This window comes from Flexithrix dorotheae DSM 6795 (assembly GCF_000379765.1).
Classification (GTDB): Bacteria; Bacteroidota; Bacteroidia; order Cytophagales; family Flammeovirgaceae; genus Flexithrix; species Flexithrix dorotheae.
Genome location: NZ_KB903438.1, coordinates 17,160 through 42,517 on the forward strand (window position 1 = coordinate 17,160; position 25,358 = coordinate 42,517).

Consider the following 25,358-nt stretch of genomic DNA (forward strand, 5'->3'; position numbering starts at 1 on the left):
TTTGTTTATGAGTTGATTTATATTTGCCAAATATGATCAATTATCTGCATGCATAACATATTTTTTAACCCAATTTGGGGGGTTGTTTAGTGTGTTTAATACAGGTAAATTGGATTTATTATTAACTCAATTATTTAAATTACGAAAATCATGAAGCGATTTCTACTTATGAATGTCGCTCTTGTGCTATGTATTTTTTCTGCATATGCACAGGATCGAACCTTAACAGGAACAGTCACATCTGGAGAAGACGATAATTCTCCACTACCCGGAGTTAACGTACTCATCAAGGGTACCAGTCAGGGAACAATTACGGATATTGATGGTAATTTTAAATTGAATGCCCCTGAAGGAGCTCAGGCTTTGGTATTCAGTTACGTTGGTTTTTTAAATCAGGAAGTTGAAATTGGAAGTCAATCCAATTTTAATGTGGTTTTAATGCCTGATGATGAAGTCTTGCAAGAAGTTATTGTAGTAGGTTATGGTACTCAAAGTGAAAGTGTAACCTTGCAGTCTGTTTCCAAAGTTAGTAAAGAGCAGTTTGAAAATCAGCCTATTGTAAACCCTCAAGAGCTTATTCAGGGTAGAGCCGCTGGTGTACAAATGGTAGGAACATCAGGTGTAATTGGTTCTCAGGCAAACATTAGAATTAGAGGTGTAGCCTCTATTTCAGCAGGAGGTGAGCCATTATTTGTTATTGATGGGGTACCTTTGAATGATGCATCTGGATCTACCGGATATTCAAATGATCAGGGTGCTGTTGCCCTTAACCCTCTTCAGGATTTAAACCCTAATGATATTGAGGATATCTCTGTATTAAAAGATGCTGCTGCAGTTGCCATTTACGGGTCCAGAGGTGCCAACGGGGTAATTATGATTACCACCAAAAAAGGAAAGGCTGGCAAAACCAAAATTAATGCTGATTATTACAAAGGTTGGTCAGAACCTACCAGCTTGATAAGCATGATGAATGCTGAGCAATATAAAACTTTTGTTAATGATTACAGGGTGGCACAAGGATTAGCTCCAAACAATTATCCGGAAGGCGGATTTGATTGGCCTGGTGCTGTTGTTCAAACTGGAAGTGTGGATAATTTCAATATTTCTGCTTCTGGAGGAAATGAGTCTACCAAGTTCTATATGGGTATGACTTATATGAAAAACAAGGCTTTCACAATAGGTAACAGCCTTGATAAATTGAATGGAAGGATTAATTTAAATCATGACATTAGTAAAAGAGTAAGAATTGGTTTAAATACAGCAATTTCTTACTTGGATAATGACAGGATCAATTCAGACAACAGTACTTTTGCTCCTTTAACTTCTTCATATCTACAATTTCCATATGTTCAGCCTTATAATGAAGATGGTACTTTTACCAACACTGGTTTCATTGCCAATGTTTTAGCCATTGAAGCTTTGAGTACAAGAAAACTGATTTCTAGAAGGACAACAGGAAATATATTTGCCGAAATAGACATTGCAGAGGGCTTAATGTTTAAAACTGACTGGGGAATTGATGGTGTACAGACTGAGGAAACAATTAGAGATCCTGAAATTGTATCTCCAGGAGGTTATGGTTACAAAAGGATTATTCAGGATAACAAATGGTTAACTACCAATACTTTAAATTATAACAAATCCTTTGGAGTGCATACTGTAGACGTATTAGTAGGGGCGAGTTTTGAAACTTCCAACAGAAATAATATGGCTGTAGAAGGTTCTGGATTTGTAAGTGATAAGTTACCGAATGTAGGTTCTGCCGCCACGCCAAGTCTCACTTCCGCTACTGGAACCCAATGGGCATTATCTTCCCAGTTTTCAAGGGTTAATTACCGATACAAGGACAAATATATTGTTGAAGGTTCATTACGTAGAGATGGATCCTCAAGGTTTGGTATGGATAACAAATGGGGTACTTTCTGGGCGCTTTCAGCTGGATGGAGATTATCAGAAGAGGATTTTATTAAGAATCTAGATTTCTTTGATCAGTTGAAACTGACTGCAAGTTATGGAACAGCGGGTAATGATAGGGTAGATAACTTCGCTTCTCTGGGACTTTATGAAGGTGGTGTGGATTCCGATTATGCTGGAATTGCGGGTATCAGACCAACTCAGGCTGCTAATCCTCTACTTGGATGGGAGGAATCTTCTCAAGTGGATATTGGTTTATCTACTGCCATATTAAACAGTAGACTATCCGTTGATTTTAACTATTATGTAAAAACCACTGACGGAATGTTATTTGATGTACCTCTTCCTTATACTACAGGGTTCGCAAGTATCAGCCAAAATATTGGGAAAATGGAAAACAGAGGAGTTGATTTGATGATTAATGGGGATATTATTCAGGGAAATGATTTTTCTTGGACGGCCAATTTGAATATGGGTTTTGTGAAAAACAAGGTATTGTCCTTACCAGAAAATACTTCACCTGAAGGTGATTTCTTAGAAGGATCTGCTTCACAAAGAGCCATCGTTGGTCATTCAGTGAATACATTCTACCTAATAAGGTATAGTGGAATTAACTCTGAAACTGGGGATGCAGAATGGTTAACCAGAGATGGTGAAATCACCAATAGTCCTACAGCATCTGATAGGGTAATAGTAGGTTCTGCTATTCCTGATTTAACAGGAGGGTTTTCAAATACCCTAAAATATAAAGGTTTTGATTTAAATATCTTTTTCACCTTTGTTCAGGGAAACAAAGTATTTAGAGGTGGCAGAAGATTTACTGAAAACATGGGTTCATCATTTAATAAATCTACAGAATTACTGGATTACTGGACACAACCTGGTGATAATTCCTTTGCTCCTGCTTTAAGTAGTTCTACTGCACCAATCTTTGCTCAAAGATCCACACTTCAGTTAGAGGATGGTTCTTATGTAAGATTAAGAAACCTAACTTTAGGCTATAATCTGCCTTCCAGCATTTTAGGTAAAACAAAAATATTATCAAGAGCCAGGATCTATGCTATGGCTCAGAATTTACTAACTTTTGCTAAAACAGACTTAGAGCCAGAACTCAACGGTAACGGAACTGACAACCAGATTCAGGGTGAAGGTTTCTTTACTCCTCCAATGCCAAAAACAATTACGCTTGGTGTAAGTCTTGGTTTTTAATTTAAAAATATAAAAAGATATGAAATCATATAAATATATATTCTTATCAGTCTTGTTTTTAGGACTGTTTGCATGTGAGGACGAATTGAATATTGATCCTCAACAATCTTTATCAACCGATTTAGCCTTTTCAAATGAGCAGGCATCCTTAGGTTCACTAATGGGGGTTTACAGTAGAACGCAGGACCTGGAGGTTTTTGGGTCTATGCCTCAAATTATTGCTGATTACCAGTCGGATAATGTGAGTTTTATTGGTTCTTTCCCTACTTTACAGGATGTAAATAATTTTGTGACATTATCTGATAATAGTTCTATTGAAACGATTTGGAGAGATAATTACAGAGCCATTTTTGCGGCTAACGCAGTGATAAAAAATGTGCCAGATGTAGATGACCCTGGTTTTTCTGCTGAGGAAAAAGCGCAGTATGTGGCTGAAGCAAAGTTTGTAAGATCCTATTATGTGTTTTTCCAAATGGCTAATCTATTTGGGGATCCGTATACATTGGATAATGGTGCAAGTCTGGCTATCCCTATGGTCTTAGACCCTTTTGAGGGAGATGTTACTTTTCCAGAAAGAGCTACTGTAAAACAAATTTACGATCAGATTAAAACTGATTTAGTTGCAGCGGAAGCTGACCTTCCTGAAACGCATGGGTCTGATTTAGCATTAACTTTAGGACGGGCTACAAAAGGATCTGCTAATGCATTGCTGTCAAGAATTGCTTTGTATACAGAAGATTGGCAAGGTGCTGCTGATTATGCGGATAAGGTAATCAACAGTTCAGTTTACCAATTGGCTGCAGGATATAACTTTTACAGCCAAAATACTCCGGAAGAAGTATTTAGCTTACAAAACTCTGCTACTGATAATGGCAGAACTGGTTCAGGAGGCTGGGCAAGTTTTTATAACCCTGCTGAAGCAGGTGCCAGAGGAGATTGTCCGTTTTCTCAGGATCTTTTGGATGCTTATGCTGAAGAAGCCGGAGATAAACGATTTTCAGATCTTACTCAGGTAGGGGCAAATGAAGCAACTTATACCACTAAGTTTCCTGATCCTGTAAATAATTCTGATAATGTTCCTCTCATTAGAATTACAGAGATGTACCTGAACAGAGCTGAGGCTTTAGCTGAATTGAATGGTGTTAATCAAGCATCTGTTGATTTAATCAATGATTTAAGAGACAGAGCGGGTTTAGCTGATTGGACTACTGGCCAGTTTGGATCAAATGATGCTTTCCTTGATGCTATTGCCAATGAAAGAAGAAAAGAATTGGCTTTCGAAGGTCACAGAAGAATGGATTTATTGAGAAGAGGATTAGCATTAAGACCGGCAGATGATCCAAAGATGGAGGATTCAATGCCAGGTAAACCAAAAACTATTTTACCTGTTCCTCAAAGAGAGGTCGATTTGAATCAGAGCCTGGTTCAAAACGATGGTTATTAATAGATAGAAAAAAGTTTTAATAAAAAGGGGTTGAGTTGTCAACCCCTTTTTTAATGCATTAAAGTAATTTTATCCCTTAAAAATATCTGATAGAAGGAAGGGTTTATTTAATATAACCTGTATTTTTAGTGAACCAGCTTTTTAAACTTATACCTCTTCTTCATGCAAAAACATAATCCTCAAATGGTAAACATTCAATACTCCCTGCTTGCCCTTTTGTTTTTATTAATCAATCAATATTCGGTCGCTCAGCAACAACCTGTTTTTCAATTGCCTAATGATATTACCACTAAGGATTATATGTCGGGAAAATTGATTGTTAAGTTGAAACCTGAGTATGAAAAGTTCTTTTTACGTAAATCAATCAATGAAAAAACTCAATCAGTATTTGAAAAGTATGAAATAGCACCTCAAAGTAGTGTATTTCCCTCCAATTATATCGCAGAAAGTAAAAGCAGGAAATCCTTTGGGAAACCAACGGTTAACCCCGGTTTATTCTACACCTTAAATTATAAAAAAGGTGAGAATATCGAACTGGTAATTAATGAATTATATACACTTGGTTTTGCCGAATTAATTGAGCCTTCTTATATCTATAAAACCTCTTTAGAACCAAACGATTCTCTCATCTCCAATCAATATTATTTAGAAAATATAAAGGCCTTTGAAGCCTGGGAGATCACTAAGGGAGATTCTAATGTGATTATTGGCATTGTTGATTCAGGTATTGATTTTAACCATCCTGATTTGATGGAGAAGGTTTTTTATAATCCGAATGAAATTCCTGATAATGGCATCGATGATGACAATGATGGATATATTGACAATATAAGTGGATGGGATTTTGCCGGGGCAGATACCCTAAACCCCAGTGAAGATAATGATGCGCAATTGATAGTGGGAGGAACAAATGCACATGGAGTTAATGTAGCAGGATGCGCAGTAGCTGCTACAAATAACAATTTTGGAATGGCTGGGGTAGGCTATAATTGTAAATTTATTGCAACAAAACACTCTTTTGACAACCAGCGGGAAGATGATCCAAGTGTTTATAATGCATATGCAGGAGTGGCTTTTATGATTGCTCAAAAAGTTGATGTGATGAATTTGTCCTTTGGTGGTTCTTTCAGAAGCGAAATCTTGCAGGATTTATTCGATTTGGCTGTTTTGGAAGAAGATATTGTGGTGGTAGCTGCAGCGGGTAATTCCGGGGATTTAAGCCTTGAATATCCTGCAGCTTATGAACACGTTATTTCTGTTGCCGCTTTAGATAAGGATAACAAAAAAGCCTCTTTTTCCACAAGTGGAACTACTATTGATCTGGCAGCCCCGGGTGTAGGAATTTTTACTACAGATTTTGATGGAAAATTTACCACCACCAATGGAACTTCTTTTTCCTCTCCCATAGTAGCTGGTGCAGCAGGGTTAATTCGCGCTCATTTCCCAGACCTGACTGCCAAGCAGGTAAGTGAACTCCTGAGGGTAACAGCTGATACCAGTATTTTTGATTTACCGGAAAATATTGAGGGTAATCTGGGGAATGGTTTATTAAATATTCAGAATGCCTTAACCGAAAAGGTTCCGGGAATCAGCTTAATCAATCCTCAAATTAAAAACTCGCAGGGAAGTTTAAATATAATCAGTGGAGATACCATTGTTTTTACTTCAGAATTCATCAATTACCTGTGGCAGCCTGAGGAAGATATTATTGCCAGGGTGAGTACATCAAGCCCTTTTATTTCTATTTTAAATAATAGTTTTAACTTAGGGAAATTGGGACAGGATGAAGTGGTGAGTAATGATTCCAATCCATTTTTATTGCTGGCCGACCCTGATTCTCCTGATGACACTACCATTATCCTGGAGCTAAGTTTTAATGGAAACGGCTACCGGGATAAACAATTTTTTGAAGTCAATATTAATCCATCCATAATCAATGTACAGGAAAATTTAGTTTCTACTTCAGTAGCCAATAACGGACGTATTGGTTTCGGGGACACTGATCAGGAAAAAGGTCTGGGGTTTATATTTGAAGAAGAAAATTTTCTTTTTGAAATGGGTTTGATGCTTGGCGTATCTGAGAATCAGCTTTCCAGTTCGGTAAGGGCAGATACAGCAGACAATGAACTACAGTTTCACGATCACTTTAATCCGGTATCATCACTCAAGGAGTTTTCGCCTGGAAAATTTTCCTCCCTGGATATAGTTGGGGAGATAGATAACAGTTTAGATACCTCCAGGTTGGGAATGGATTTGGACATTAAGTTTAGGGCAATGGCCTATACTGAGCCGGAAAATGATCAGTTCATAATTATGGAATATATTATTAAAAATAGTTCCACCGATAGTTTAAAAGACTTTTATGCCGGCCTTTTTGCTGATTGGGATATTTCCAATAACGACAGGGCTTCCTGGGATGATGACCTGAATATGGGTTTTGTTTATAATACTGGTGCTTCAGATACAATTTATACGGCAATTCAAGTCCTGAGAGGAAACCCTAACTATTATCCAATTAATAATGATCCTGATTTACAAGGAAATAGTTTTGGGATTTATGATGGGTTTTCTAATTCTGAGAAATACACCTCACTTTCCAATGGTTTGGAAAAGACAGATGCAGAATTTAATCCGAACAGTTTTTCAAATGATGTAAGCCACACCGTTAGTGCGGGTCCTTATGCTTTGGGAGTTAGCGATTCTATTCGAATAGCATTTGCGCTACATGCAGCCAGTTCATTTGAGGAATTAAAAAAATCTGCCATTAGTGCAGACACCATGTATAATTTTATTCTTCAAATTCCCCAGCCTGAGGTGACAGTTAGCCCTACATGCTTGGGAGAAAAGGCGACCTTAACAGCTTCAGGAGGAACTGCTTATAACTGGTATACTTCTCTTGAAGCTGAGAATCCATTTTTTCAGGGGAATTCTTATACCACTACAGCTTTATTGGCAGATTCTGTAATTTATATTACCAATGCCGGTGAGGCCCGGGAAAGTAGACGGAAAAAAATTGAAATATCTCTATTGGCCAATCCGGTAATTTCTTCCAATAATGGATCAACATTTTGTGAAAATGACTCCCTTACCCTAACTGTAAAAGAGGCTGACAGTTATTTATGGAACACCGGTGATACTACGCAGGCTATTCTTATAAAGGAAGCTGGTGAATATTTTGTGACTGTTTCCGATGAAATAAATGGATGTACCAATGTTTCTGATACTTTTATTGTAACCACAATTCCAGCACCTGTTGCAGATTTTTCAATGGCACTGGACACCCTTCCTTTAAATGTAGGGACCTCGCTGGCTTTTACGGATTTAAGTGAAAACGCGATTGCCTGGCAATGGGATTTTGACAATGGAGAAACCAGTGATTTGCAAAACCCAACTGCTAATTTTGTAGAGGAAGGGGCTTTTGAAATTTCCCTGATAGTGACTGATACCAATAATTGTAAAGGGCTGGTTCAAAAAACATTGGTGGTAACCGGTAATTCCGATCATTCCGAAATAGAAGGGATTTTGGGCTATCCTAACCCCGTGAGGGAAAATTATCATTTAAAAATAGACAACAACAATACTGGAAGATTCGACTGGGCACTGGTAAACAACTTGGGAAAGGTAGTAAAAAGTGACACCTTTTTTAAGAAGGAATTTAATATGGATCAACCTCTTAATCTAGAAGAGATACCCTCAGGGTTATATCTCTTAAGAATTTCCCACCAGAAAAAATTTAGTGTATTAAAAGTCCTGAAACTCGAATAAAGGTTAGAATTATAAAGTGTGAAAACCTGATTTTTTATTTAATAAAAATTCATGAAGGTAGGTCGAAAAACTTGGTAAAAAGCTAATCCGGCCATTCTTTACCTGAAATAGATTTACCTATATTCATACTCAATATTATAATTCAAAGAAATTTTAGTACGATCCTCAGCTACTAGCCTTTGTAAATGCTCGATTTATTTATAAATTGGACGTTGATTTATGGCTGGTATGTGTATTAAAGATATATGAACGAACAGGTACTTGAGGTAATTATTAAACTACTGGCAATCATTGCCAATATTGAGGATAGTGCCGGGGATAAGCGGGGAATTATTGAAAAGTTTCTACGCTCACATGTGGGACAGTTTGAGGTGCAAAAAAGTCTCTATCTTTTTGATGAGTATAGGGCTTTTGCGGCTGATGCCGGTCTTAAAGAAGCCTATAAAGTGGCCAAAGGGCTAAATAAGGAACTTTCTCTTAAACAGAAAATCATTATTCTGGTCCATCTGACAGAACTGGTGCTTGCTGATCAGGAATTATCTGATACCGAAGAAGGATTTATGAACACGGTTTGTGAAGCCTTGAAAATCAGTAAGTCTAAATTTAAGGACATCATTGAGTTTCAGCAGCAAAATGATGCTACTGAATTAAAATCGGAAAATATCTTACTCATCAATTCCAGAGAAGATTCCTCTGTTTATCAGGTTAAGCATCATCATCACGAAAATCTGGATACCACTTTGGCCGTGCTCAGGATGCCTGAAGTGGAAATGTATTTCATGCGCCTGATTTTGCCTACCAAAGATCTTTTTATGAATGGTGATCAGCTGAGTTGGGAATATATTTACCCATTGTCAGTTGGGGCAGCAATAAAGGGTTCTAAAATGGACCCTTTATATTATAGCGAAATTGTAAGCAAGTTTTTATCAGAATCCAATGGGGCCAAAATCTCCTTTGAAGCAGATAAAATTTCCTATTTCTTTCCGAATGGGGACAGGGGATTACACGATATCTCTGTGGCAGAAGAGTCAGGAAAACTCGTGGCCTTAATGGGAGCTAGTGGCTCGGGGAAATCTACTTTACTCAATGTACTTAACGGAAATGAAGCACCCCAAAAAGGAACTGTAAAAATCAACGGAATTGATATTTATCGCTATAGAGAGGAAATAAGAGGGGTAATTGGTTACATTCCACAAGATGATCTTCTCATTGAGGAACTTACTGTTTACCAAAATTTATATTTTTCTGCTCAATTATGTTTTGGACAGGCTACTGCTGATGAACTGGACAAAAGGGTTACAGATACCCTAAAATCCCTGGGGTTATTGGAAGCCAAGGATTTAAGGGTTGGGAATGTGTTGGATAAAACAATTAGTGGCGGCCAAAGGAAACGGCTAAATATCGGGTTAGAACTTTTAAGAGAACCCTCTATTTTGTTTATCGATGAACCGACTTCCGGTTTGTCTTCCAGAGATTCTGAGAACATTATTGATTTGCTTAGAGGGCTTTCATTGCGGGGAAAGTTAATTTTTGTGGTGATTCACCAACCTTCATCCGACATTTTTAAGATGTTTGATAAGCTGGTTTTACTGGATGTAGGCGGATATCAGATTTATTATGGAAATCCATTGGAATCACTGGTTTACTTCAGAACACTTGTGAATCATATTGACCGGGAAGAAGAAAGTGCATGTCCCACCTGTGGAAATGTGAAGGTGGAGGAGGTTTTCAAAATTATTGAAAATAAGGTAGTTGATGAATATGGGAATGATACGGATTATCGGAAAGTAGGGCCCGCAAGCTGGTACGAGTTTTTTAAGAATCAGGCAAAAATCCCCGAAGTAGAGAAAGTGCTCACCAAACCACCCAATTCACTTGATATTCCTAATCGACTAAAACAAATCCAGACCTTTATTACACGGGATGTTTTAGCCAAGCTTCATAACCGTCAGTATTTGATTATCAATCTTTTACAGGCCCCTTTGTTGGCTTTTATTCTGGCTTTCATTGTCCGGTATTATCAGGTAGATGAATTAACCGGAACTGGTGGATATTTATTTAGTGAAAATGTAAATATGCCAGCTTATATTTTCATGAGTATTATTGTAGCCTTATTTATGGGGCTCACCATTAGTGCTGAAGAAATCATTAAAGATGCAAAAATATTAAAAAGGGAAGCCTACCTGGAGTTAAGCCGATACAGTTATCTACTTTCCAAAATTTTAATTTTATTTACTTTTTCAGCTATTCAAACTATTTCCTATGTGCTTGTTGGCAATTGGATTTTGGAAATTCGCGACATGACCCTGAACTATTGGATTGTGCTTTTTTCCTGTTCGTGTTTTGCCAATATGCTGGGATTAAATATTTCTGCTACTTTCAATTCCGTCATCACCATTTATATTTTAATTCCCCTGCTGCTTATACCCCAATTATTGCTTGGAGGGGTGGTGGTTAAATTTGATGAAATTAATCCCTTTTTAGCGAGTAGGGAGGGGCATGTTCCCCTGATAGCTGAAGGAATTGCAGCCAGATGGGCCTTGGAAGCCCTGATGGTAAGTCAGTTTACCGATAATGAATACGAAAAAGATTTTTATCTGTATGATAAACTGAAAGCGGGTGCAGATTATAAAAAGATTTACTATATCCCCACCTTACAGTCAAAACTTGATAATGCCCAAAGGTTGCGGGAAGATATAGAGTTCGAGGAGGAATATGAGAAAAATTTAAGCGTGCTGAGAAATGAAATTTTCAAGGAAATGGCCTTAACTCATGATGAGGTTTCCTTTGATTACCTGGAAAAACTTGACCCGGAAAGATTTTCTCCAAAAATTGCCGATGCCACCCAGGCATACCTGGATCGCCTGAAGAAATATTATATCGATATTTATAATAAGGCCAGCAGAGAAAAAGACAAGAAAATTTCTTTGATGATTAGGACTGAAGAAGGAAAACAAAAATACAATGAAAAAATTAATAATTATAGAAATGAAAGCATAACCCTGATAGTAACGAATGCTCAGGCCGAGCAGCGGATTATTGAATATGAAGGGCGACTTATTCAAAAGATTTATCCTGTTTATCAGGACCCTCTTCCCGGGAAATATGACTTTGCCTTCTATGCACATTTTTATGCGCCTTCCAAATATATGATGGGTAATTTCGTGCCTACGCTTACCTTCAATGTCATTATGATTTGGGTGATGACTATTATGCTTTATGTCACGCTTTATTATAATGTTTTCCGATGGTTGGTAACTGGGTACAGATCGGTCACAAAAAAAGGAAAACCAGAGTGATTTTGTAATTTTTGGGAAATAACTTAGACTATCATTTTATTTGAAAGATAAAATTTTTTTGTAATGGTAATCCAAATAATAATGTTGGGCATAACTATCCCAATAGTTGCTATCCTTACTGATGCCTTCCTAAAGTATCAAAAATATAAGCTTCAGCAATCAGAATTAAAGGCGGAGGATAAAGCTTTGGTAGAAAGATTATTAAAGGAAAATGGGGAATTGAGGAAAAGAATGGAAAATCTGGAAATGATCGCCAGTGATCCGGATATGATAAAAATTGATGGAATTGGAAATAAGGAAATGCAAAAACAAATAGAAGCGCTTTCCGCAGAAATAAAGAAATTAAAGAATAAAAATTGATGAGAAAAATATATCACCTTTCTACATGCAATACTTGCCAGAGAATTATAAAGGAAGTGAAACCTGGAGACGAGTTTATAATGCAGGATATAAAAACGGAAAAAATTACTGAAGAGCAGTTAGAAGAAATGGCAGGGTTGGCAGGAAGCTATGAAGCACTATTTAGCAGAGTTGCCCGAAAGTATAAAGCCCTTAATTTAAAGGAAAAGCAATTGAGCGAAGAAGATTATAAGAATTATATTTTGGATGAGTATACTTTTCTAAAACGGCCCGTGTTTATCATCGATGGCAAAATATTTATTGGTAACTCCAAAAAGAATATTGAGGCTGTAAAGCAGGAACTGTCTTAGTAAAGTAGAAAAAACAAAGAAGTAGTGGGTAAAAAGACCAGTAGAAACGAAAATTATTTTTTATCCATAAAATAAACTGAAGAAACTTTTGAAAAGTAAATTTCCCTTCATCAAGACCAAAGGTTTTAATTAATTTCCTCATTCTATAGTACTGAAATTGAAAAACTGTATTTTTGCAGCATGGGAAGAATATTGGCTATAGATTATGGAGGAAAACGGGTTGGACTTGCAGTGACCGATGAGCTGAAAATCATTGCAAATGCACTTGACACAATTCCTCAACAGGAGGTAATCAGGTTTTTAAAGGAATATTTTACGAAAGAAAATGTGGAAGGAATAGTATTGGGAATGCCCAAAAACCTGGACAATACTGCCACAGATGCTACCAAAATGGTTGAAAAATTCCATCTTTTATTACAAAAGGAGTTCCCGGAAAAAGAAATACATTTAGTGGATGAAAGATTCACCTCTAAAATGGCCATGAATGCCATGGTAACTGGAGGAATGAAAAAAAAGGATAGAAGGAAAAAGGAAAATATCGATAAAATAAGTGCCACCATTATTCTACAATCCTTTTTAGAGAGTAGAACGTTTTAAATCAAGGAAATAAAAAAAGAGAAAAGAGAGAAATGATATATCCGATTTACGCATACGGGTCGCCTGTTTTGAAGAAAGAAGCTCGCGATATTGAAAAAGATGGAGATGTTGACGTAAAACAATTGGCTGAAGATATGTTCGAAACCATGTACGCTGCCAGTGGAGTTGGACTTGCCGGCCCCCAGATAGGGCTTGATTTGAGAATTTTTGTGGTAGATGCAGAACCTATGGATGAAGAAAACCTTCAGGGGTTTAAAAAGGTTTTTATCAATGCTCAAATTCTGGAGGAGACTGGAGATGACTGGGGCTTTGAAGAAGGTTGCCTGAGTATTCCAAACATTCGGGAAGAAGTTATTCGCCCTGAGAAAGTTAAGATTAATTACTTTGACGAGAATTGGGAAGAACATACCGAAGAATTTGATGGATTGGCTGCCAGGGTAATTCAGCATGAATATGACCACATAGATGGGATTTTATTTACCGATCATTTAAGTGCTTTCAAAAAGAGGCTGCTTAAGGGTAAGTTGGTGAATATTAGCAAAGGAAAGGTGAAGCACGATTATAAAATGAAATTCCCGGTTAGAAAATAAGCATTTTTCTTACTTCCATTTATTTGAAGCAATGATAATTTGAATAATTTTTGAGTAATGGGGTTAAATATCAAAATGTTAATTTAACCTTGCTACTCATGAAAATTTTTTCGATATTAATCCTGTCCCTATTATTTTTTAGTTTCAGCTGCACAGAAGAGGAAAATATTGATCCCATCCAAACTACCGAAGAAGAATCTGTTTCCATGGATGTGGTTGAGATGGAAGTTTTTAAACTGATAAATAATCATAGAATAATGATAGGCCTGGAAGCTCTTTCCCATAATGATTTGGTTTATATCCAGGCAAAAACTCATTCAGAAAGTATGGCAAGTGGGGAAACTGATTTTGGCCATGATGGATTTTCTGAAAGGGTAAGCTTAATCAGGGAAAAACTGTCGATCGGGACTGTTGGGGAAAATGTAGCTTACAACTTTAGCAATAAACCGGCTGAAAAAGTATTTGACCAATGGATGGATAGTGAGGGCCATCGAAAAAATATTGAAAATCCAAAGTTTACTCATGGTGGAATTGCCATGAAAAAAAGTGGAAATGGGGCTTATTATTTCACTCATTTACTGATAGAACAGAAATAGGGAGAAATTAAATTATAAGAAAAAGGAAAGCCGGTTTTTGAATATTCAGAAACCGGCTTTTGTATTATTTATTTTTATTAGCCAATTGCCCGCATGCGGCATCAATATCTTTTCCACGGCTTCTTCTCACTCTTACATTCACTCCTTTTTTTGAAAGATAATTGCTGAATTTATCCAGTTTATCCTCCCCGGTGTTGGTGAAATCTGCCTCAGAGATAGGGTTGTATTCAATGATGTTTACTTTGCAGGGTAAATGCCTGGTAAACTGATAAAGCTCCTCAGCATCGCTTAAATTATCATTAAAATTATTGAATACAATATACTCATAGGTTACGGTGTTTTTAGTGGCTGCATAGTAATACTTTAAGGCATCTCTCAGTGCTTCCAGGGAGTTTTGCTCATTAATTGGCATAATCTGGTTTCGCTTAATGTCATTGGCCGCATGAAGGGACAAGGCAAGGTTAAATTTTACCTGATCATCAGCCAGTTTTTTGATCATTTTTGCAATTCCTGCGGTGGAAACAGTTATTCTTTTAGGAGACATGCCTAATCCCTTGGGAGACGTAATCAGTTCTACAGATTCCAATACATTTTTATAATTGAGTAAGGGTTCTCCCATCCCCATGTAAACAATATTGGTTAATGGCTGATTAAAATTCTCCTCAGATTGCTTTTTGATTTGCACAACCTGATCATAAATTTCACCCGGATCAAGATTTCGCTTTCTGTCCATGTAGCCGGTAGCACAAAATTTACAGGTAAGTGAACAGCCCACTTGCGAAGAAATGCAGGCAGTCATCCTGGAGGTGGTGGGAATTAAAACACCCTCTACCAAATGGCTGTCATAAAGCCTGAATGCTGATTTTATAGTGCCATCATTACTAATTTGGGTATTATCAACACTTACAGGATTAATTACATAATGCTGGGCAAGGAGTTCTCTCGTACTGAGAGAAAGATTCGTCATTTGGTCGAAGGAGGTGGCAGATTTTTTCCATAGCCATTCCATCACTTGTTTTGCTTTAAAAGCCTTCTCCCCGTTATCCACCAGAAACTTTGAAAGGGATTCCAAATCCACTTTTCTTATATCTACTTGTTTTAAATTTTTCGCCAACATAAGCGCAAAGATAATTAATTATTAAATTTTGGTGATTTAGGGTAAATAATAATTCCAATATTGTTTAATCATCATTCAATTTACATACTTTGCGGGTGAAAATGACTAAGGGAATATTTTTCAACTCAATAATTGAATTTTTTCTAAAGCATATCCTTTAAACTTAGATGGAAATTATCTTGATGATTGCCGGATTTACATTTGCTGCATATTCCGTAGTGGCTAATGATGTAATCCAGACACTGGGAACTTTTTTAAGCTCAAACAGGGACAAATCATGGTGGGTTTTGTGGTTGTATACCGGGTCTATTTTAGCCTTGGTATTAATTTACGGTTGGTTCTTTGAAAATGGTGATGTCTCCTATGGAAGGCTGGATAAAATATCACTTCCCGACCCCTTCAGATGGTATTACGTTTTACCTCCGCTAATCCTTTTAATTATAACCCGATTTGGGATTCCTGTAAGTACCACATTTTTAATCCTCAGTGTTTTTTCCTCTTCTGCAATTATTGGAAAAATGCTGTTGAAATCCGTAACAGGTTATCTGGTGGCTATGGGGGTAGGTTTGCTTGTTTACTTTGTGATTAGTAAATCAATTGAGAAATATTTTATTGAAAGCAAGCCCAGTGAAGCGGATACCAAATGGACTGTTTTGCAATGGATTTCAACAGGTTTTTTATGGACCCAGTGGCTTATTCAGGACCTGGCCAATATATTTGTTTTTTTACCCAGAAAGGAGGAGTTGACCCTTCAGTATTTTGTCCCTGCACTTATCTTACTGATGGGGCTTTTGGCCTATATTTTTTACAACAGAGGGGGAAATATTCAAAAGATTGTAACTTCCAAAACCAACACCACTGACATTAGATCAGCCACCATTATTGATTTTATTTATGGAATTATTTTACTCTTTTTTAAAGAATTGAGTAACCTGCCCATGAGTACTACCTGGGTTTTTGTAGGGCTTCTGGCGGGTAGAGAATTTGCCATTTCCTATCAGTTGTCCATTAATAAAACCAGCTCGGTATTGAGGCTTGTTGCTTCTGATTTTGGGAAAGTATTAATTGGTCTGGTGGTGAGTATCATTTTGGTGGTATTACTGGCCCAGCTGCAGGCCTAAGAGTTGACTTAATACTTAATCAACCTCTAAAGTTAATTTGGTAATCCATTTAGAATTGTATTAGCTAAATACCAACTTTTCATTAAATTTGGCAGGCAAATTTGAATTAATCTTTAACTTTGCTGCCTTTGTACAGATTCTATAACAATTGGAAGTGAATTTATCCTTCTGGTATTAAAGAAACATTTAGAAGCATTAAAATATAAAATGGCAACGATCTTAGAATTTGAAAAGCCAATTGTAGAGTTGGAAGAGAAACTTTCTGATATGAAGGCTTTGGCTGAAAATAATGAAGTGGACGTAACGACCGAAATTAAGGCTTTGGAAGAAAAAATAGAAAAACTTAAGGTGGATACCTTTAAGCACCTGACCAGATGGCAAATTGTTCAGCTTTCTCGTCATCCTGACCGGCCTTATGCGCTGGATTATATCTATGAAATGACTACCGATTTTATTGAATTGCATGGAGATAGAAATGTGAAGGATGACAAAGCAATGGTGGGTGGTTTTGGATCTATTGACGGAATGAGCTTTATGCTTATCGGTCAGCAAAAGGGGAGGAATACCAAGCAAAGGCAAATGCGAAACTTCGGGATGCCAAATCCTTCAGGTTATAGAAAAGCACTGAGATTGATGAAGTTGGCCGAAAAATTTGATAAGCCAATTGTTTGTTTTATTGATACCATCGGAGCTTATCCCGGAATTGAAGCAGAAGAAAGAGGACAGGCTGAGGCAATTGCCAGAAACCTGAAAGAAATGTTTATGCTAAAGGTTCCTGTGATTTGTATCATTATTGGAGAAGGTGCTTCGGGTGGTGCATTGGGAATTGCCATTGGTGATAAAGTGGTGATGTTGGAAAATACCTGGTATTCGGTGATTTCTCCCGAGTCTTGTTCATCAATTCTTTGGAGAAGTTGGGATCAGAAAGAACAGGCTGCAGAAGCCTTAAAGCTTACTGCAAACGATATGAAAAAATTAAATTTAATTGATGATATTGTTGAAGAACCTCTTGGCGGTGCTCACAAGGATTTTAATTTAATTATCGGTAGGGTGAAGGATTTAATTGTGAAGGAAACCAAGAAACTAATGAAGCTTACTCCTGAGAAAAGAATTGAAAAAAGAATCGAGAAATTTTCTAAAATGGGGTCTTTTAATGAATAGAAAAATAGCGTGTAGCTTAAAAATATAGAGACAAAAAAAATCCCGGCTTGCCGGGATTTTTTTTGTCTCTATAAATCAGGTCCAATTAAAGTCTTTCATACTTTTCTTCCAGTTTTGAAAGAATACGGCCCTTGGTCTTTAATTTATTTACAAAATTATTCCTTTCTTGAAAAATTGCTGAATTTGCACTGGTTCGAGTGCCCTGAGCCAGTTCAAATGCATGTTTTTTCTGGTAATCTTCCAACTCTTTTTCATCCTTTTTAATGGACTCATTTAGCACGTTAATTTTCAATTCAACCTGCTCTTTTGGAGACTTCTTGAAATAATCGGGATGGAAATATTTAGTGGATTTTTCAAGAAAATGCCCTTCAAACAATTCATTACAAGCAATCCTGAATTTTAAGTTTATTTCCTTATCATCAAGATTTGGTTGTTTGCCCAGTTGTTTCCATTTCATTTGAATTTGTTTCACCTCATTCATTTGGAATGGTCGCCTTTCATTCAAAATGTCTTCAATTTCTTTATATAAATCCCGCTTAATTTCAATTACAGATTTGTTTTGAGTAGCAGCTTTATATTTCAACCCATTAAAATAGGCATCCATATTTTTCCTGAAATTATTACTCGTATACCTGAAGTTTTTATGCGAAATCCGTCCTAGTGCTTTCCATTCTTTCTGAATGTTTTTTACCCTTTGAATGTCCTTGGGATCTCCTCCAGCTTTCAAAATAGCCTGGATTTGGTAGTTCAATTGCCTGAACTTGGCCATTTTCTCTTCAGTAATTCTGGCTTGCTCTGCAAAATAGGATCTTCGGTTTTCAAAGAAGTATTCGAGTGCATCGTTAAAATCTTTGGTAAGCTGGTCGTCCACTTCTTTGTGTGCACTTCCGGTTTTTATCCATTTCAATTTTAACTCCTTGAACTTGTCTCCTGTGTTTCTCCAGTCAGTGCTGCCTTTCAGGCTTTTAGCTTCTGTAAGCAGTGCTGATTTAATTTCATAGTTCTTTTCCCTGTTTTGCTCAATATATACACGGATATCATCTTCCATGTCATTGATTTCGTCATAAAGGGATATGAAATTACCTAAACCGTTGTACTGTGCCAGGTAGGTTCTCATATGAATCAACTTCATTAAAAAAGAACCTTTGTTTTCTGAGGTAGCGATGGATTCTTTTACAGCCTCCACTTTTTTCTTTACCATTTCGAAGCGATTCACAAAGTATTTTATACTTTCTTCCTCACTTTCCCGGACAACTCCAATTTCTCTGTCCTTAAATTCAAAATAGCCTTTGAGGTATACCTTGTCGTCTTTAATATACCCGAATTCTGAGATTTCGGGATATTCTTTCTTTTCTGTACTTGACATTGTTATTATTGATTTGTCTGTTTGGTTAAAAGTTAGTGCTCTAATTATTTAAGATAGTTACAAAAACGAAATTTAATAAATATTCAAGAACATTTATCAAAATGTAATATTATCTTTTAATGAACACTTATCAAAATTTTATTGAAACCCTATAAGGCTAATAAATTAAAAGATTTAAAAATAACCATAATTCGGTATTCCCACTAAAAAAATGGTAATGTAAATTTTAACATTAATGTGTAAATTCGCAATTCTTGTAGGAAATAAATCTGAAAATTTAAAAGCCCGAATAAGTAAATTGCTGAATTCCTGTGAATTTGGCTATAATTCAGGAAAATTTCTTTAAAAACAGATTTTAATTTCCCTTTTTTTAAATCAATATAAGACAAAGAAATACCTATATCGATGGGAAATGAGACTATAATTTTTTCAATGAACAGGGTAAGTAAAATTTACCCTCCCAAAAAACAAGTATTAAAGGATATTCATCTGTCCTTTTTTTATGGAGCTAAAATCGGAATTCTTGGATTGAATGGCTCAGGAAAATCCTCCCTTTTAAAAATTATAGCCGGAATCGACAAAGACTGTCTTGGTGAGGTCGTTTTCTCTCCGGGATACTCTGTGGGTTATCTGGAGCAGGAGCCTGCATTGGACAAAGAAAAAACGGTAAGAGAAATTGTGGAAGAAGGCGTACACGAAGTAGTTTCGCTCCTAAAAGAATTTGATGAGATCAACATGGCATTTGCCAACCCTATGTCAGATGATGAGATGAATAAACTCATTGAAAGACAGGGGGTTGTTCAGGAACAATTGGATAATTTAAATGCCTGGGAACTGGATAATCGGCTGGAAAAAGCGATGGATGCTCTGAGGTGTCCTCCAGAAGATGCTATTGTAGGAAATTTATCAGGTGGGGAAAAAAGGAGAGTGGCCCTTTGCCGGTTACTACTTCAGGAACCTGATGTCTTACTTTTGGATGAGCCTACCAACCACCTGGATGCCGAATCAGTTTATTGGTTGGAACAACATCTCCAGCAGTATAAGGGTACTGTGATTGCGGTGACACACGACCGGTATTTCCTGGACAATGTAGCTGGCTGGATTTTAGAACTGGACAGGGGAGAAGGTATTCCCTGGAAAGGTAATTATTCTTCCTGGCTGGAACAAAAACAAAATCGATTGGCTAGTGAGGAAAAAACTGAATCCAAAAGACAGAAAACTTTACAACGGGAATTGGATTGGATAAAAATGGCGCCTAAAGCACGACAAGCCAAACAAAAAGCCAGAATCAATTCTTATGAAAAATTACTTGGTGAGGAAGCCAAAGCCAGAGAGGAAAAGATGGAATTGTTTATTCCGGCTGGTCCACGGTTGGGTTCTCAGGTAATTGAGGCGAAAGGAGTCTCCAAATCCTTCGGAGATAAATTATTATATGAAGACCTTACTTTTTCCCTTCCTCAGGGGGGTATTGTTGGCGTGATCGGGCCAAACGGTGCGGGAAAAACCACCTTATTTAACCTGATTACCGGAAGAGATCAGCCCGACAAAGGGAGTTTTACCATAGGCTCTACCGTAGAGATTGCTTATGTAGATCAGGAACATGTAAATCTTGATCCAAATAAAACAGTGTGGGAGACTATTTCTGAAGGAAATGAATTGATAAATCTTGGAAACAGGGAGGTTAATTCAAGAGCATATGTAAGTCGATTTAATTTCTCTGGAAATGACCAGCAGAAAAAGATTGGAGTTTTATCGGGAGGGGAAAGGAATCGAGTGCACCTGGCCATGACGCTCAAGCAGAATGCCAATTTATTGTTATTGGATGAACCTACAAATGACCTGGATGTAAATACATTAAGGGCGCTGGAAGATGCTTTGGAAAGTTTTGGAGGCTGTGCTGTGGTGATTTCTCACGACCGTTGGTTCCTGGATAGAATTTCCACCCACATTCTGGCTTTTGAAGGCGATTCTCAGGTGAGTTTCTTTGAAGGAAATTTCACCGAATACGAAGAAAAAAGAAGAGCCCAGCTGGGAGATCTTACGCCTAAAAGGATAAAATACAAAAAATTGCAATAGTTTTACAGACAAATACCTGGATGATTTTTAATTAGCAGAATTGTGAAAGAGAATTATTCAGGTAGCAGTTTTTTTATTAAATTAGTAAGTGTTAGGACTGCAATGACAACCACTTCATTTGCCATTCGGAGTGGCATTCAATGGATTGATATTGAGGTGTGGTTGCTTAATATTTAGAAAATGTGCAGGCACTAAGAAGAGAAAATATTAATAAACAGGAGCTTTAACCTATGCAGGATGTTATAAAACTACTTCCTGAATCATTGGCAAATCAGATCGCTGCCGGAGAGGTCGTTCAGCGGCCTGCCTCTGTGGTGAAGGAATTGATCGAAAATGCCATTGATGCGAAGAGTGAACATATAACTCTAATCATTAAGGATGCAGGTAAGTCCCTGGTTCAGGTTAGTGATGATGGAATTGGTATGTCGGAAAGGGATGCAAGAATGTGTTTTGAAAGGCATGCCACCTCTAAAATTGAAACAACGGAGGATTTATTTAAAATAATGACTTTTGGCTTTCGTGGAGAAGCCATGGCTTCCATAGCTGCTGTAGCGCAGGTTGATCTGAAATCCAAAACCAAAGAAGAGGAAATTGGGACCAGAATTTTAATTGAGGGGTCAGAAATCAAAACTCAGGAACCAGTGGCCTGCAATGATGGAACCTCCATTGCGGTGAAAAACCTGTTTTTTAATGTGCCTGCAAGGAGGAATTTCCTGAAATCCAACCCGGTAGAAACCAAGCATATTTTTGATGAATTTCAGCGGGTGGCTCTAGCTCATCCCAAAATAAACATGGCCCTTTATCAGGATGATTTGGAGGTTTATTCCCTTAAAGAAGGAAAGCTGGCCAAGCGAATTGTTTCCATCTTTGGAAAGAATTACCAAACACAACTGATTGCTTGCAAGGAGGATGTGCAACATGTGCAAGTGAATGGCTATATCGGGAAACCAGAATTTTCGAAAAAGACCAGAGGGGAACAATTCTTTTTTGTAAATGACCGGTTCATCAAGCATCCCTATCTTCATCATGCGGTGATGAATGCTTTTGAAGGACTGCTTCCTGAAGGAAATTTCCCATTTTATGTACTTAAAATTTACATAGACCCGGTCCATGTGGATATCAATGTACATCCTACCAAGACGGAGGTAAAGTTTGATGACGAACGGACAATTTATGCTGTAGTAAGGGCGGCTGTGCGGCAGGCTTTAGCCAGCCAGGGGGTATCGCCCTCTCTGGATTTTGACTATAATGTAAATTTTGCACAATACCCGGATAACATAGGAAATCAGAAAAGTAGTTATACCGAAAATGATTATAAAAGTCCGGAAAATCCGCTTGATGATCCCGAACACAAAAGAAGGGAATCTAACCAGCAGCATTGGGATAGCTTGATGCCTTCCAATGATTCAGAAAAATGGATGAGGCAGTTTGATCAGGAGCATATCAAAGACGAAGAGCAAAAATCCATGGAGATAACCTTCAGTAGTGCAGCCAATGAAATGCAATCCGAACAATCGGTGGAAAATCCTGTTCCTGAGGAAAAAGTAAAGAAACAAAAAACCATTCAGGTAAGAAATAAATATATTCTGGCTCAGGTAAAATCAGGAATCATGCTGATTCATCAGCAGGCCGCCCATGAAAGAATTTTATTCGAGCGATTTTTAGGGGATCTTGAAAATAGCTCTGGTGTTTCTCAAAAACTGGTTTTCCCGGTTACTGTGGAGCTCAATCCTGTTGACTTTACCTTGCTGGGGGAAATAAAGGAAGAGGTTTTAAAATTGGGTTTCGATTTCGAGGAATTTGGCCAGAATGCCATTATCTTAAACGGGATTCCTTCTGAAATAAATAAACCAAATGAGAAGGAATTAGTTGAAAAATTAATTGAACAAATTAAAATAAACAAGGCTGAGTTGGGGCTCAATACTACAGAAAGTATTGCAAAAGCATTGGCAAAAAGGGTAAGTATAAAAGTAGGGCAATACCTGGATAGCATGGAAAGGGATGCATTGATTGAACAACTATTTTCTACTTCCAATCCGAATTATAATGTAGACGGAGAAAAAATTATAACGATGCTGGATCTTACTGCACTCGACAACTTGTTTAATCAATAGTCAGGAGTAATCGTCCCTGGTCCTTATATTTGTATTTGAAACTTCTACCCCGTCAGTTGGGTTAAAAAGGAAAACTAAATTAGCACAAAATAGTTGGCTTGTTATGAGACTTAATTTAGAGGAAACACCGGAAGTTCTCGAAATTGAAGAGACTGATATTGATTCCGAGAAAGAACATACTCTGATCGTCTATAATGATGATGTAAATACTTTCGAGCATGTGATCAATACTTTGATAGAGGTATGTAATCATACGCTTGAGCAGGCTGAACAATGCACTTTAATTATTCATTATAAAGGAAAATGTGCCGTGAAAACAGGTGATTTTGATGAACTGGCTCCCATGAGAAACTCGATTTGTGACCGGGGAATAAGCGCTGAGGTGGTCTGAATTCTCCTTTCAATAAATATAATGACCAGGTTTTGAATTATGAGAAACTTGGTCTTTTTTTGTAGATTAGATTTTGGAACTTCCTCATGGTTTTAAAGCTCCAAAGTAAATTTTTAAAATTCCACATTCTAATTTTTTGAGCACATGAATTTCCCCTCCAGGCTTGTAGAAGATGCAGTAACCGAGATTTCCAAATTGCCTGGAATTGGTAAAAAGACTGCCCTCAGGTTAGTCCTTCACTTGTTAAAGGAAGAAGAACAAACCACCGAGTTGCTTGCCAAAGCTTTATTTAAATTAAGGGCAGAAATTAAATATTGCAAACATTGTCATAACATATCTGATGATGATATATGTGCTATTTGTTCCAGCACCGTCCGGGATAAATCCATGATTTGCATTGTGGAAAGTTCATCAGATGTAATGGCCATTGAAAACACTTCACAGTATTATGGTCTCTATCATGTGTTGGGGGGTGTAATTTCTCCTATTGAAGGCATTGGGCCATCGGACCTGAATATTGATTCATTGCTGGAAAGAATGGCTGGAAATGAGGTGAAGGAAGTTATTCTGGCTTTGAATTCCACAATGGAAGCGGATACCACATCTTTTTACCTCACCAAAAAGCTGAAAAATTTTGATGTGAAAATTACCTCAATTGCCAGGGGTGTGCCAATTGGTGGTGAATTGGAATTTACCGATGAAATCACTTTGGGAAGAAGTATCCTAAGAAGAGTTTCCTACGAATAATCAAACCTGTGTGAATTGGCAGAGATTTCCGTTATCCTCCCTTTTTTTAATGCCGAACCAACCATAGCAAAGGCAATAGAAAGTGTGTTGAGTCAAACTTTTTCAGATTTTAAACTTATCCTGGTTGATAATGCTTCAGAAGACAGGAGTTGGGAAATTGCCAGAAATTTTCAGGAAAAAGACCATAGAATTCAGTTGCTTCAGGAAAAAAGAAAAGGGGTAGTATTTGCCTTTGCCAAAGGCTTTGCTGCAGCACAATCTCCCTACATTGCCAGAATGGATTCCGATGATACGGCCCATCCGGATAGACTACTTAAACAATATCATTTCCTGAAAAAAAATCCTGAAGTGGGCTTGCTGGCCACCAGGGTGAAATATAAGGGAAATCAGGAAGGATTTCAGTTTTTTGTAGACTGGTCAAATGCCATTTTGGAACCAAAAGACATTGGGTTATCCCGGTTTATTGAATTTCCCATAGTGAATCCCAGTATCATGTTCCCCAGGAAGGTTGCTGAGGACAATGGAATTTATAAGGAGGGGGATTTCCCCGAAGATTATGAAATGTTCCTCCGTTGGATGGAAAATGGAGTGAAAGTAGCCAAGCTGAAAGAAGAATTAATGGAATGGAATGACCTGGAAACCCGCCTGACAAGAACTGATCCACGTTATTCCACCGAGTCATTTTTTAAAATTAAATCAAGATATCTATTCCAATACCTCAAAAAAGTGAATCCTTTTTTCCCAAATGTGGTGATTTGGGGAGCCGGAAAAAAATCAAGAGCCAGACTGAAATTCCTGGAAGAACTGGGTATTAATGTCTTGTATTTCATAGATTTAAAAGCAGACAAAACTTCCACAAAAAAATGCATTTCTTTTAAGCATATTACCTCCCCTGGGAAAGTATTTATTATCTCTTATGTGGCTAACCGTGGGGCAGGGGATGAAATCAGAAACTTTTTAAATAGCAGGAATTATGTGGAGGGCCGGGATTTTATTCTGGCGGGATAATGACCGAAAAATGATTTGCAAATGCCACATACTTCCCTCATCTTTGCATTAATACATTACATTTTTTTATAACACATTTTATTTCATATCGCCCTTCTAAGCCAGAGATGGTGCTTTGGCAATGAAAATTGAA

18 protein-coding genes are annotated in these 25,358 nt (G+C 37.3%); 16 read left to right on the plus strand and 2 right to left on the minus strand.

From position 1 onward, the window contains the following. The first annotated feature begins 150 nt into the window (after window positions 1-150). The 9 genes from A3EM_RS0112385 (at window position 151) to A3EM_RS42220 (ending at window position 14,124) form a co-directional block, all read left to right on the plus strand. Complete coding sequence (locus tag A3EM_RS0112385) at window positions 151-3,123, plus strand: SusC/RagA family TonB-linked outer membrane protein (protein ID WP_157637857.1); 2,973 nt, start codon at window positions 151-153, stop codon at window positions 3,121-3,123. A gap of 19 nt (window positions 3,124-3,142) precedes the next feature. Next, window positions 3,143-4,567 (plus strand): RagB/SusD family nutrient uptake outer membrane protein, encoded by a 1,425-nt coding sequence (locus A3EM_RS0112390; RefSeq protein ID WP_020528536.1) that lies wholly within the window; start codon window positions 3,143-3,145, stop codon window positions 4,565-4,567. A gap of 162 nt (window positions 4,568-4,729) precedes the next feature. Further along, window positions 4,730-8,332 (plus strand): S8 family serine peptidase, encoded by a 3,603-nt coding sequence (locus A3EM_RS0112395; RefSeq protein WP_020528537.1) that lies wholly within the window; start codon window positions 4,730-4,732, stop codon window positions 8,330-8,332. Between the two features lie 245 nt (window positions 8,333-8,577). Next, on the plus strand, window positions 8,578-11,631 hold the full coding sequence (locus A3EM_RS0112400; protein ID WP_020528538.1) for an ATP-binding cassette domain-containing protein: 3,054 nt from the start codon (window positions 8,578-8,580) through the stop codon (window positions 11,629-11,631). A gap of 63 nt (window positions 11,632-11,694) precedes the next feature. Then, window positions 11,695-11,991 carry a hypothetical protein gene (locus A3EM_RS0112405; RefSeq protein WP_157637858.1) on the plus strand — a complete coding sequence of 99 codons (297 nt, stop codon included), beginning with the start codon at window positions 11,695-11,697 and terminating at the stop codon, window positions 11,989-11,991. Beyond that, window positions 11,991-12,341, plus strand: coding sequence for an arsenate reductase family protein (locus tag A3EM_RS0112410; RefSeq protein WP_020528540.1), 351 nt, complete (start codon window positions 11,991-11,993; stop codon window positions 12,339-12,341). Before A3EM_RS0112405 ends, A3EM_RS0112410 begins: the two co-directional genes overlap by 1 nt. Before the next feature lie 180 nt (window positions 12,342-12,521). After that, the gene (gene ruvX, locus A3EM_RS0112415) at window positions 12,522-12,938 is read left to right on the plus strand and encodes a Holliday junction resolvase RuvX (RefSeq protein ID WP_020528541.1); all 417 of its coding nucleotides are present in this window, start codon (window positions 12,522-12,524) and stop codon (window positions 12,936-12,938) included. A gap of 32 nt (window positions 12,939-12,970) precedes the next feature. After that, a complete protein-coding gene (gene def, locus A3EM_RS0112420) occupies window positions 12,971-13,528 on the plus strand; it encodes a peptide deformylase (RefSeq protein WP_026210261.1) in 558 nt (185 codons plus the stop codon). 98 nt (window positions 13,529-13,626) lie between these two features. Then, window positions 13,627-14,124, plus strand: coding sequence for a CAP domain-containing protein (locus A3EM_RS42220; RefSeq protein ID WP_020528543.1), 498 nt, complete (start codon window positions 13,627-13,629; stop codon window positions 14,122-14,124). 64 nt (window positions 14,125-14,188) lie between these two features. Here A3EM_RS42220 and rlmN read toward each other — a convergent pair whose 3' ends face one another. Continuing rightward, window positions 14,189-15,241, minus strand: coding sequence for a dual-specificity RNA methyltransferase RlmN (gene rlmN / locus A3EM_RS0112430; RefSeq protein WP_020528544.1), 1,053 nt, complete (start codon window positions 15,239-15,241; stop codon window positions 14,189-14,191). 167 nt (window positions 15,242-15,408) lie between these two features. On the opposite strand from rlmN, the gene A3EM_RS0112435 reads away from it, so the two are divergent. Together A3EM_RS0112435 and A3EM_RS0112440 are read left to right on the plus strand one after the other, a co-directional pair. Beyond that, window positions 15,409-16,362 carry a hypothetical protein gene (locus tag A3EM_RS0112435; protein WP_020528545.1) on the plus strand — a complete coding sequence of 318 codons (954 nt, stop codon included), beginning with the start codon at window positions 15,409-15,411 and terminating at the stop codon, window positions 16,360-16,362. Window positions 16,363-16,569: 207 nt separating this feature from the next. Next, entirely contained in the window at window positions 16,570-17,523 is a 954-nt protein-coding gene (locus A3EM_RS0112440; protein ID WP_020528546.1) for an acetyl-CoA carboxylase carboxyltransferase subunit alpha, read from the plus strand. 85 nt (window positions 17,524-17,608) lie between these two features. Here A3EM_RS0112440 and A3EM_RS45780 read toward each other — a convergent pair whose 3' ends face one another. After that, window positions 17,609-18,889 (minus strand): DUF349 domain-containing protein, encoded by a 1,281-nt coding sequence (locus A3EM_RS45780; protein WP_020528547.1) that lies wholly within the window; start codon window positions 18,887-18,889, stop codon window positions 17,609-17,611. A gap of 405 nt (window positions 18,890-19,294) precedes the next feature. Between A3EM_RS45780 and ettA the strand changes: the two genes are divergently transcribed. The 5 genes from ettA to A3EM_RS0112475 all read left to right on the plus strand — a co-directional run bounded on the left by ettA (window position 19,295) and on the right by A3EM_RS0112475 (window position 25,225). Continuing rightward, on the plus strand, window positions 19,295-20,965 hold the full coding sequence (ettA, locus tag A3EM_RS0112455; protein WP_020528549.1) for an energy-dependent translational throttle protein EttA: 1,671 nt from the start codon (window positions 19,295-19,297) through the stop codon (window positions 20,963-20,965). Window positions 20,966-21,195: 230 nt separating this feature from the next. Continuing rightward, window positions 21,196-23,079, plus strand: coding sequence for a DNA mismatch repair endonuclease MutL (gene mutL, locus A3EM_RS0112460; protein WP_020528550.1), 1,884 nt, complete (start codon window positions 21,196-21,198; stop codon window positions 23,077-23,079). 103 nt (window positions 23,080-23,182) lie between these two features. Further along, window positions 23,183-23,470: an ATP-dependent Clp protease adaptor ClpS gene (locus tag A3EM_RS0112465; RefSeq protein WP_020528551.1), complete on the plus strand. Its 288-nt coding sequence runs from the start codon at window positions 23,183-23,185 to the stop codon at window positions 23,468-23,470. A 144-nt stretch (window positions 23,471-23,614) separates the two neighbouring features. Next, on the plus strand, window positions 23,615-24,217 hold the full coding sequence (gene recR / locus A3EM_RS0112470; RefSeq protein WP_020528552.1) for a recombination mediator RecR: 603 nt from the start codon (window positions 23,615-23,617) through the stop codon (window positions 24,215-24,217). Window positions 24,218-24,232: 15 nt separating this feature from the next. After that, complete coding sequence (locus tag A3EM_RS0112475; RefSeq protein ID WP_020528553.1) at window positions 24,233-25,225, plus strand: glycosyltransferase family 2 protein; 993 nt, start codon at window positions 24,233-24,235, stop codon at window positions 25,223-25,225. Window positions 25,226-25,358 lie beyond the last annotated feature (133 nt).

Coding starts and splice junctions, on each gene's coding strand:
- def (WP_026210261.1), top strand. CDS start 12,971: ATGATATATCCGATTTACGCATACGGGTCGCCTGTTTTGAAGAAAGAA.
- rlmN (WP_020528544.1), bottom strand. CDS start 15,241: ATGTTGGCGAAAAATTTAAAACAAGTAGATATAAGAAAAGTGGATTTG.
- recR (WP_020528552.1), top strand. CDS start 23,615: ATGAATTTCCCCTCCAGGCTTGTAGAAGATGCAGTAACCGAGATTTCC.
- A3EM_RS0112435 (WP_020528545.1), top strand. CDS start 15,409: ATGGAAATTATCTTGATGATTGCCGGATTTACATTTGCTGCATATTCC.
- mutL (WP_020528550.1), top strand. CDS start 21,196: ATGCAGGATGTTATAAAACTACTTCCTGAATCATTGGCAAATCAGATC.
- A3EM_RS45780 (WP_020528547.1), bottom strand. CDS start 18,889: ATGTCAAGTACAGAAAAGAAAGAATATCCCGAAATCTCAGAATTCGGG.
- A3EM_RS0112410 (WP_020528540.1), top strand. CDS start 11,991: ATGAGAAAAATATATCACCTTTCTACATGCAATACTTGCCAGAGAATT.
- A3EM_RS0112405 (WP_157637858.1), top strand. CDS start 11,695: ATGGTAATCCAAATAATAATGTTGGGCATAACTATCCCAATAGTTGCT.
- ettA (WP_020528549.1), top strand. CDS start 19,295: ATGGGAAATGAGACTATAATTTTTTCAATGAACAGGGTAAGTAAAATT.
- A3EM_RS42220 (WP_020528543.1), top strand. CDS start 13,627: ATGAAAATTTTTTCGATATTAATCCTGTCCCTATTATTTTTTAGTTTC.
- A3EM_RS0112465 (WP_020528551.1), top strand. CDS start 23,183: ATGAGACTTAATTTAGAGGAAACACCGGAAGTTCTCGAAATTGAAGAG.
- A3EM_RS0112440 (WP_020528546.1), top strand. CDS start 16,570: ATGGCAACGATCTTAGAATTTGAAAAGCCAATTGTAGAGTTGGAAGAG.
- A3EM_RS0112395 (WP_020528537.1), top strand. CDS start 4,730: ATGCAAAAACATAATCCTCAAATGGTAAACATTCAATACTCCCTGCTT.
- ruvX (WP_020528541.1), top strand. CDS start 12,522: ATGGGAAGAATATTGGCTATAGATTATGGAGGAAAACGGGTTGGACTT.
- A3EM_RS0112385 (WP_157637857.1), top strand. CDS start 151: ATGAAGCGATTTCTACTTATGAATGTCGCTCTTGTGCTATGTATTTTT.
- A3EM_RS0112400 (WP_020528538.1), top strand. CDS start 8,578: ATGAACGAACAGGTACTTGAGGTAATTATTAAACTACTGGCAATCATT.
- A3EM_RS0112390 (WP_020528536.1), top strand. CDS start 3,143: ATGAAATCATATAAATATATATTCTTATCAGTCTTGTTTTTAGGACTG.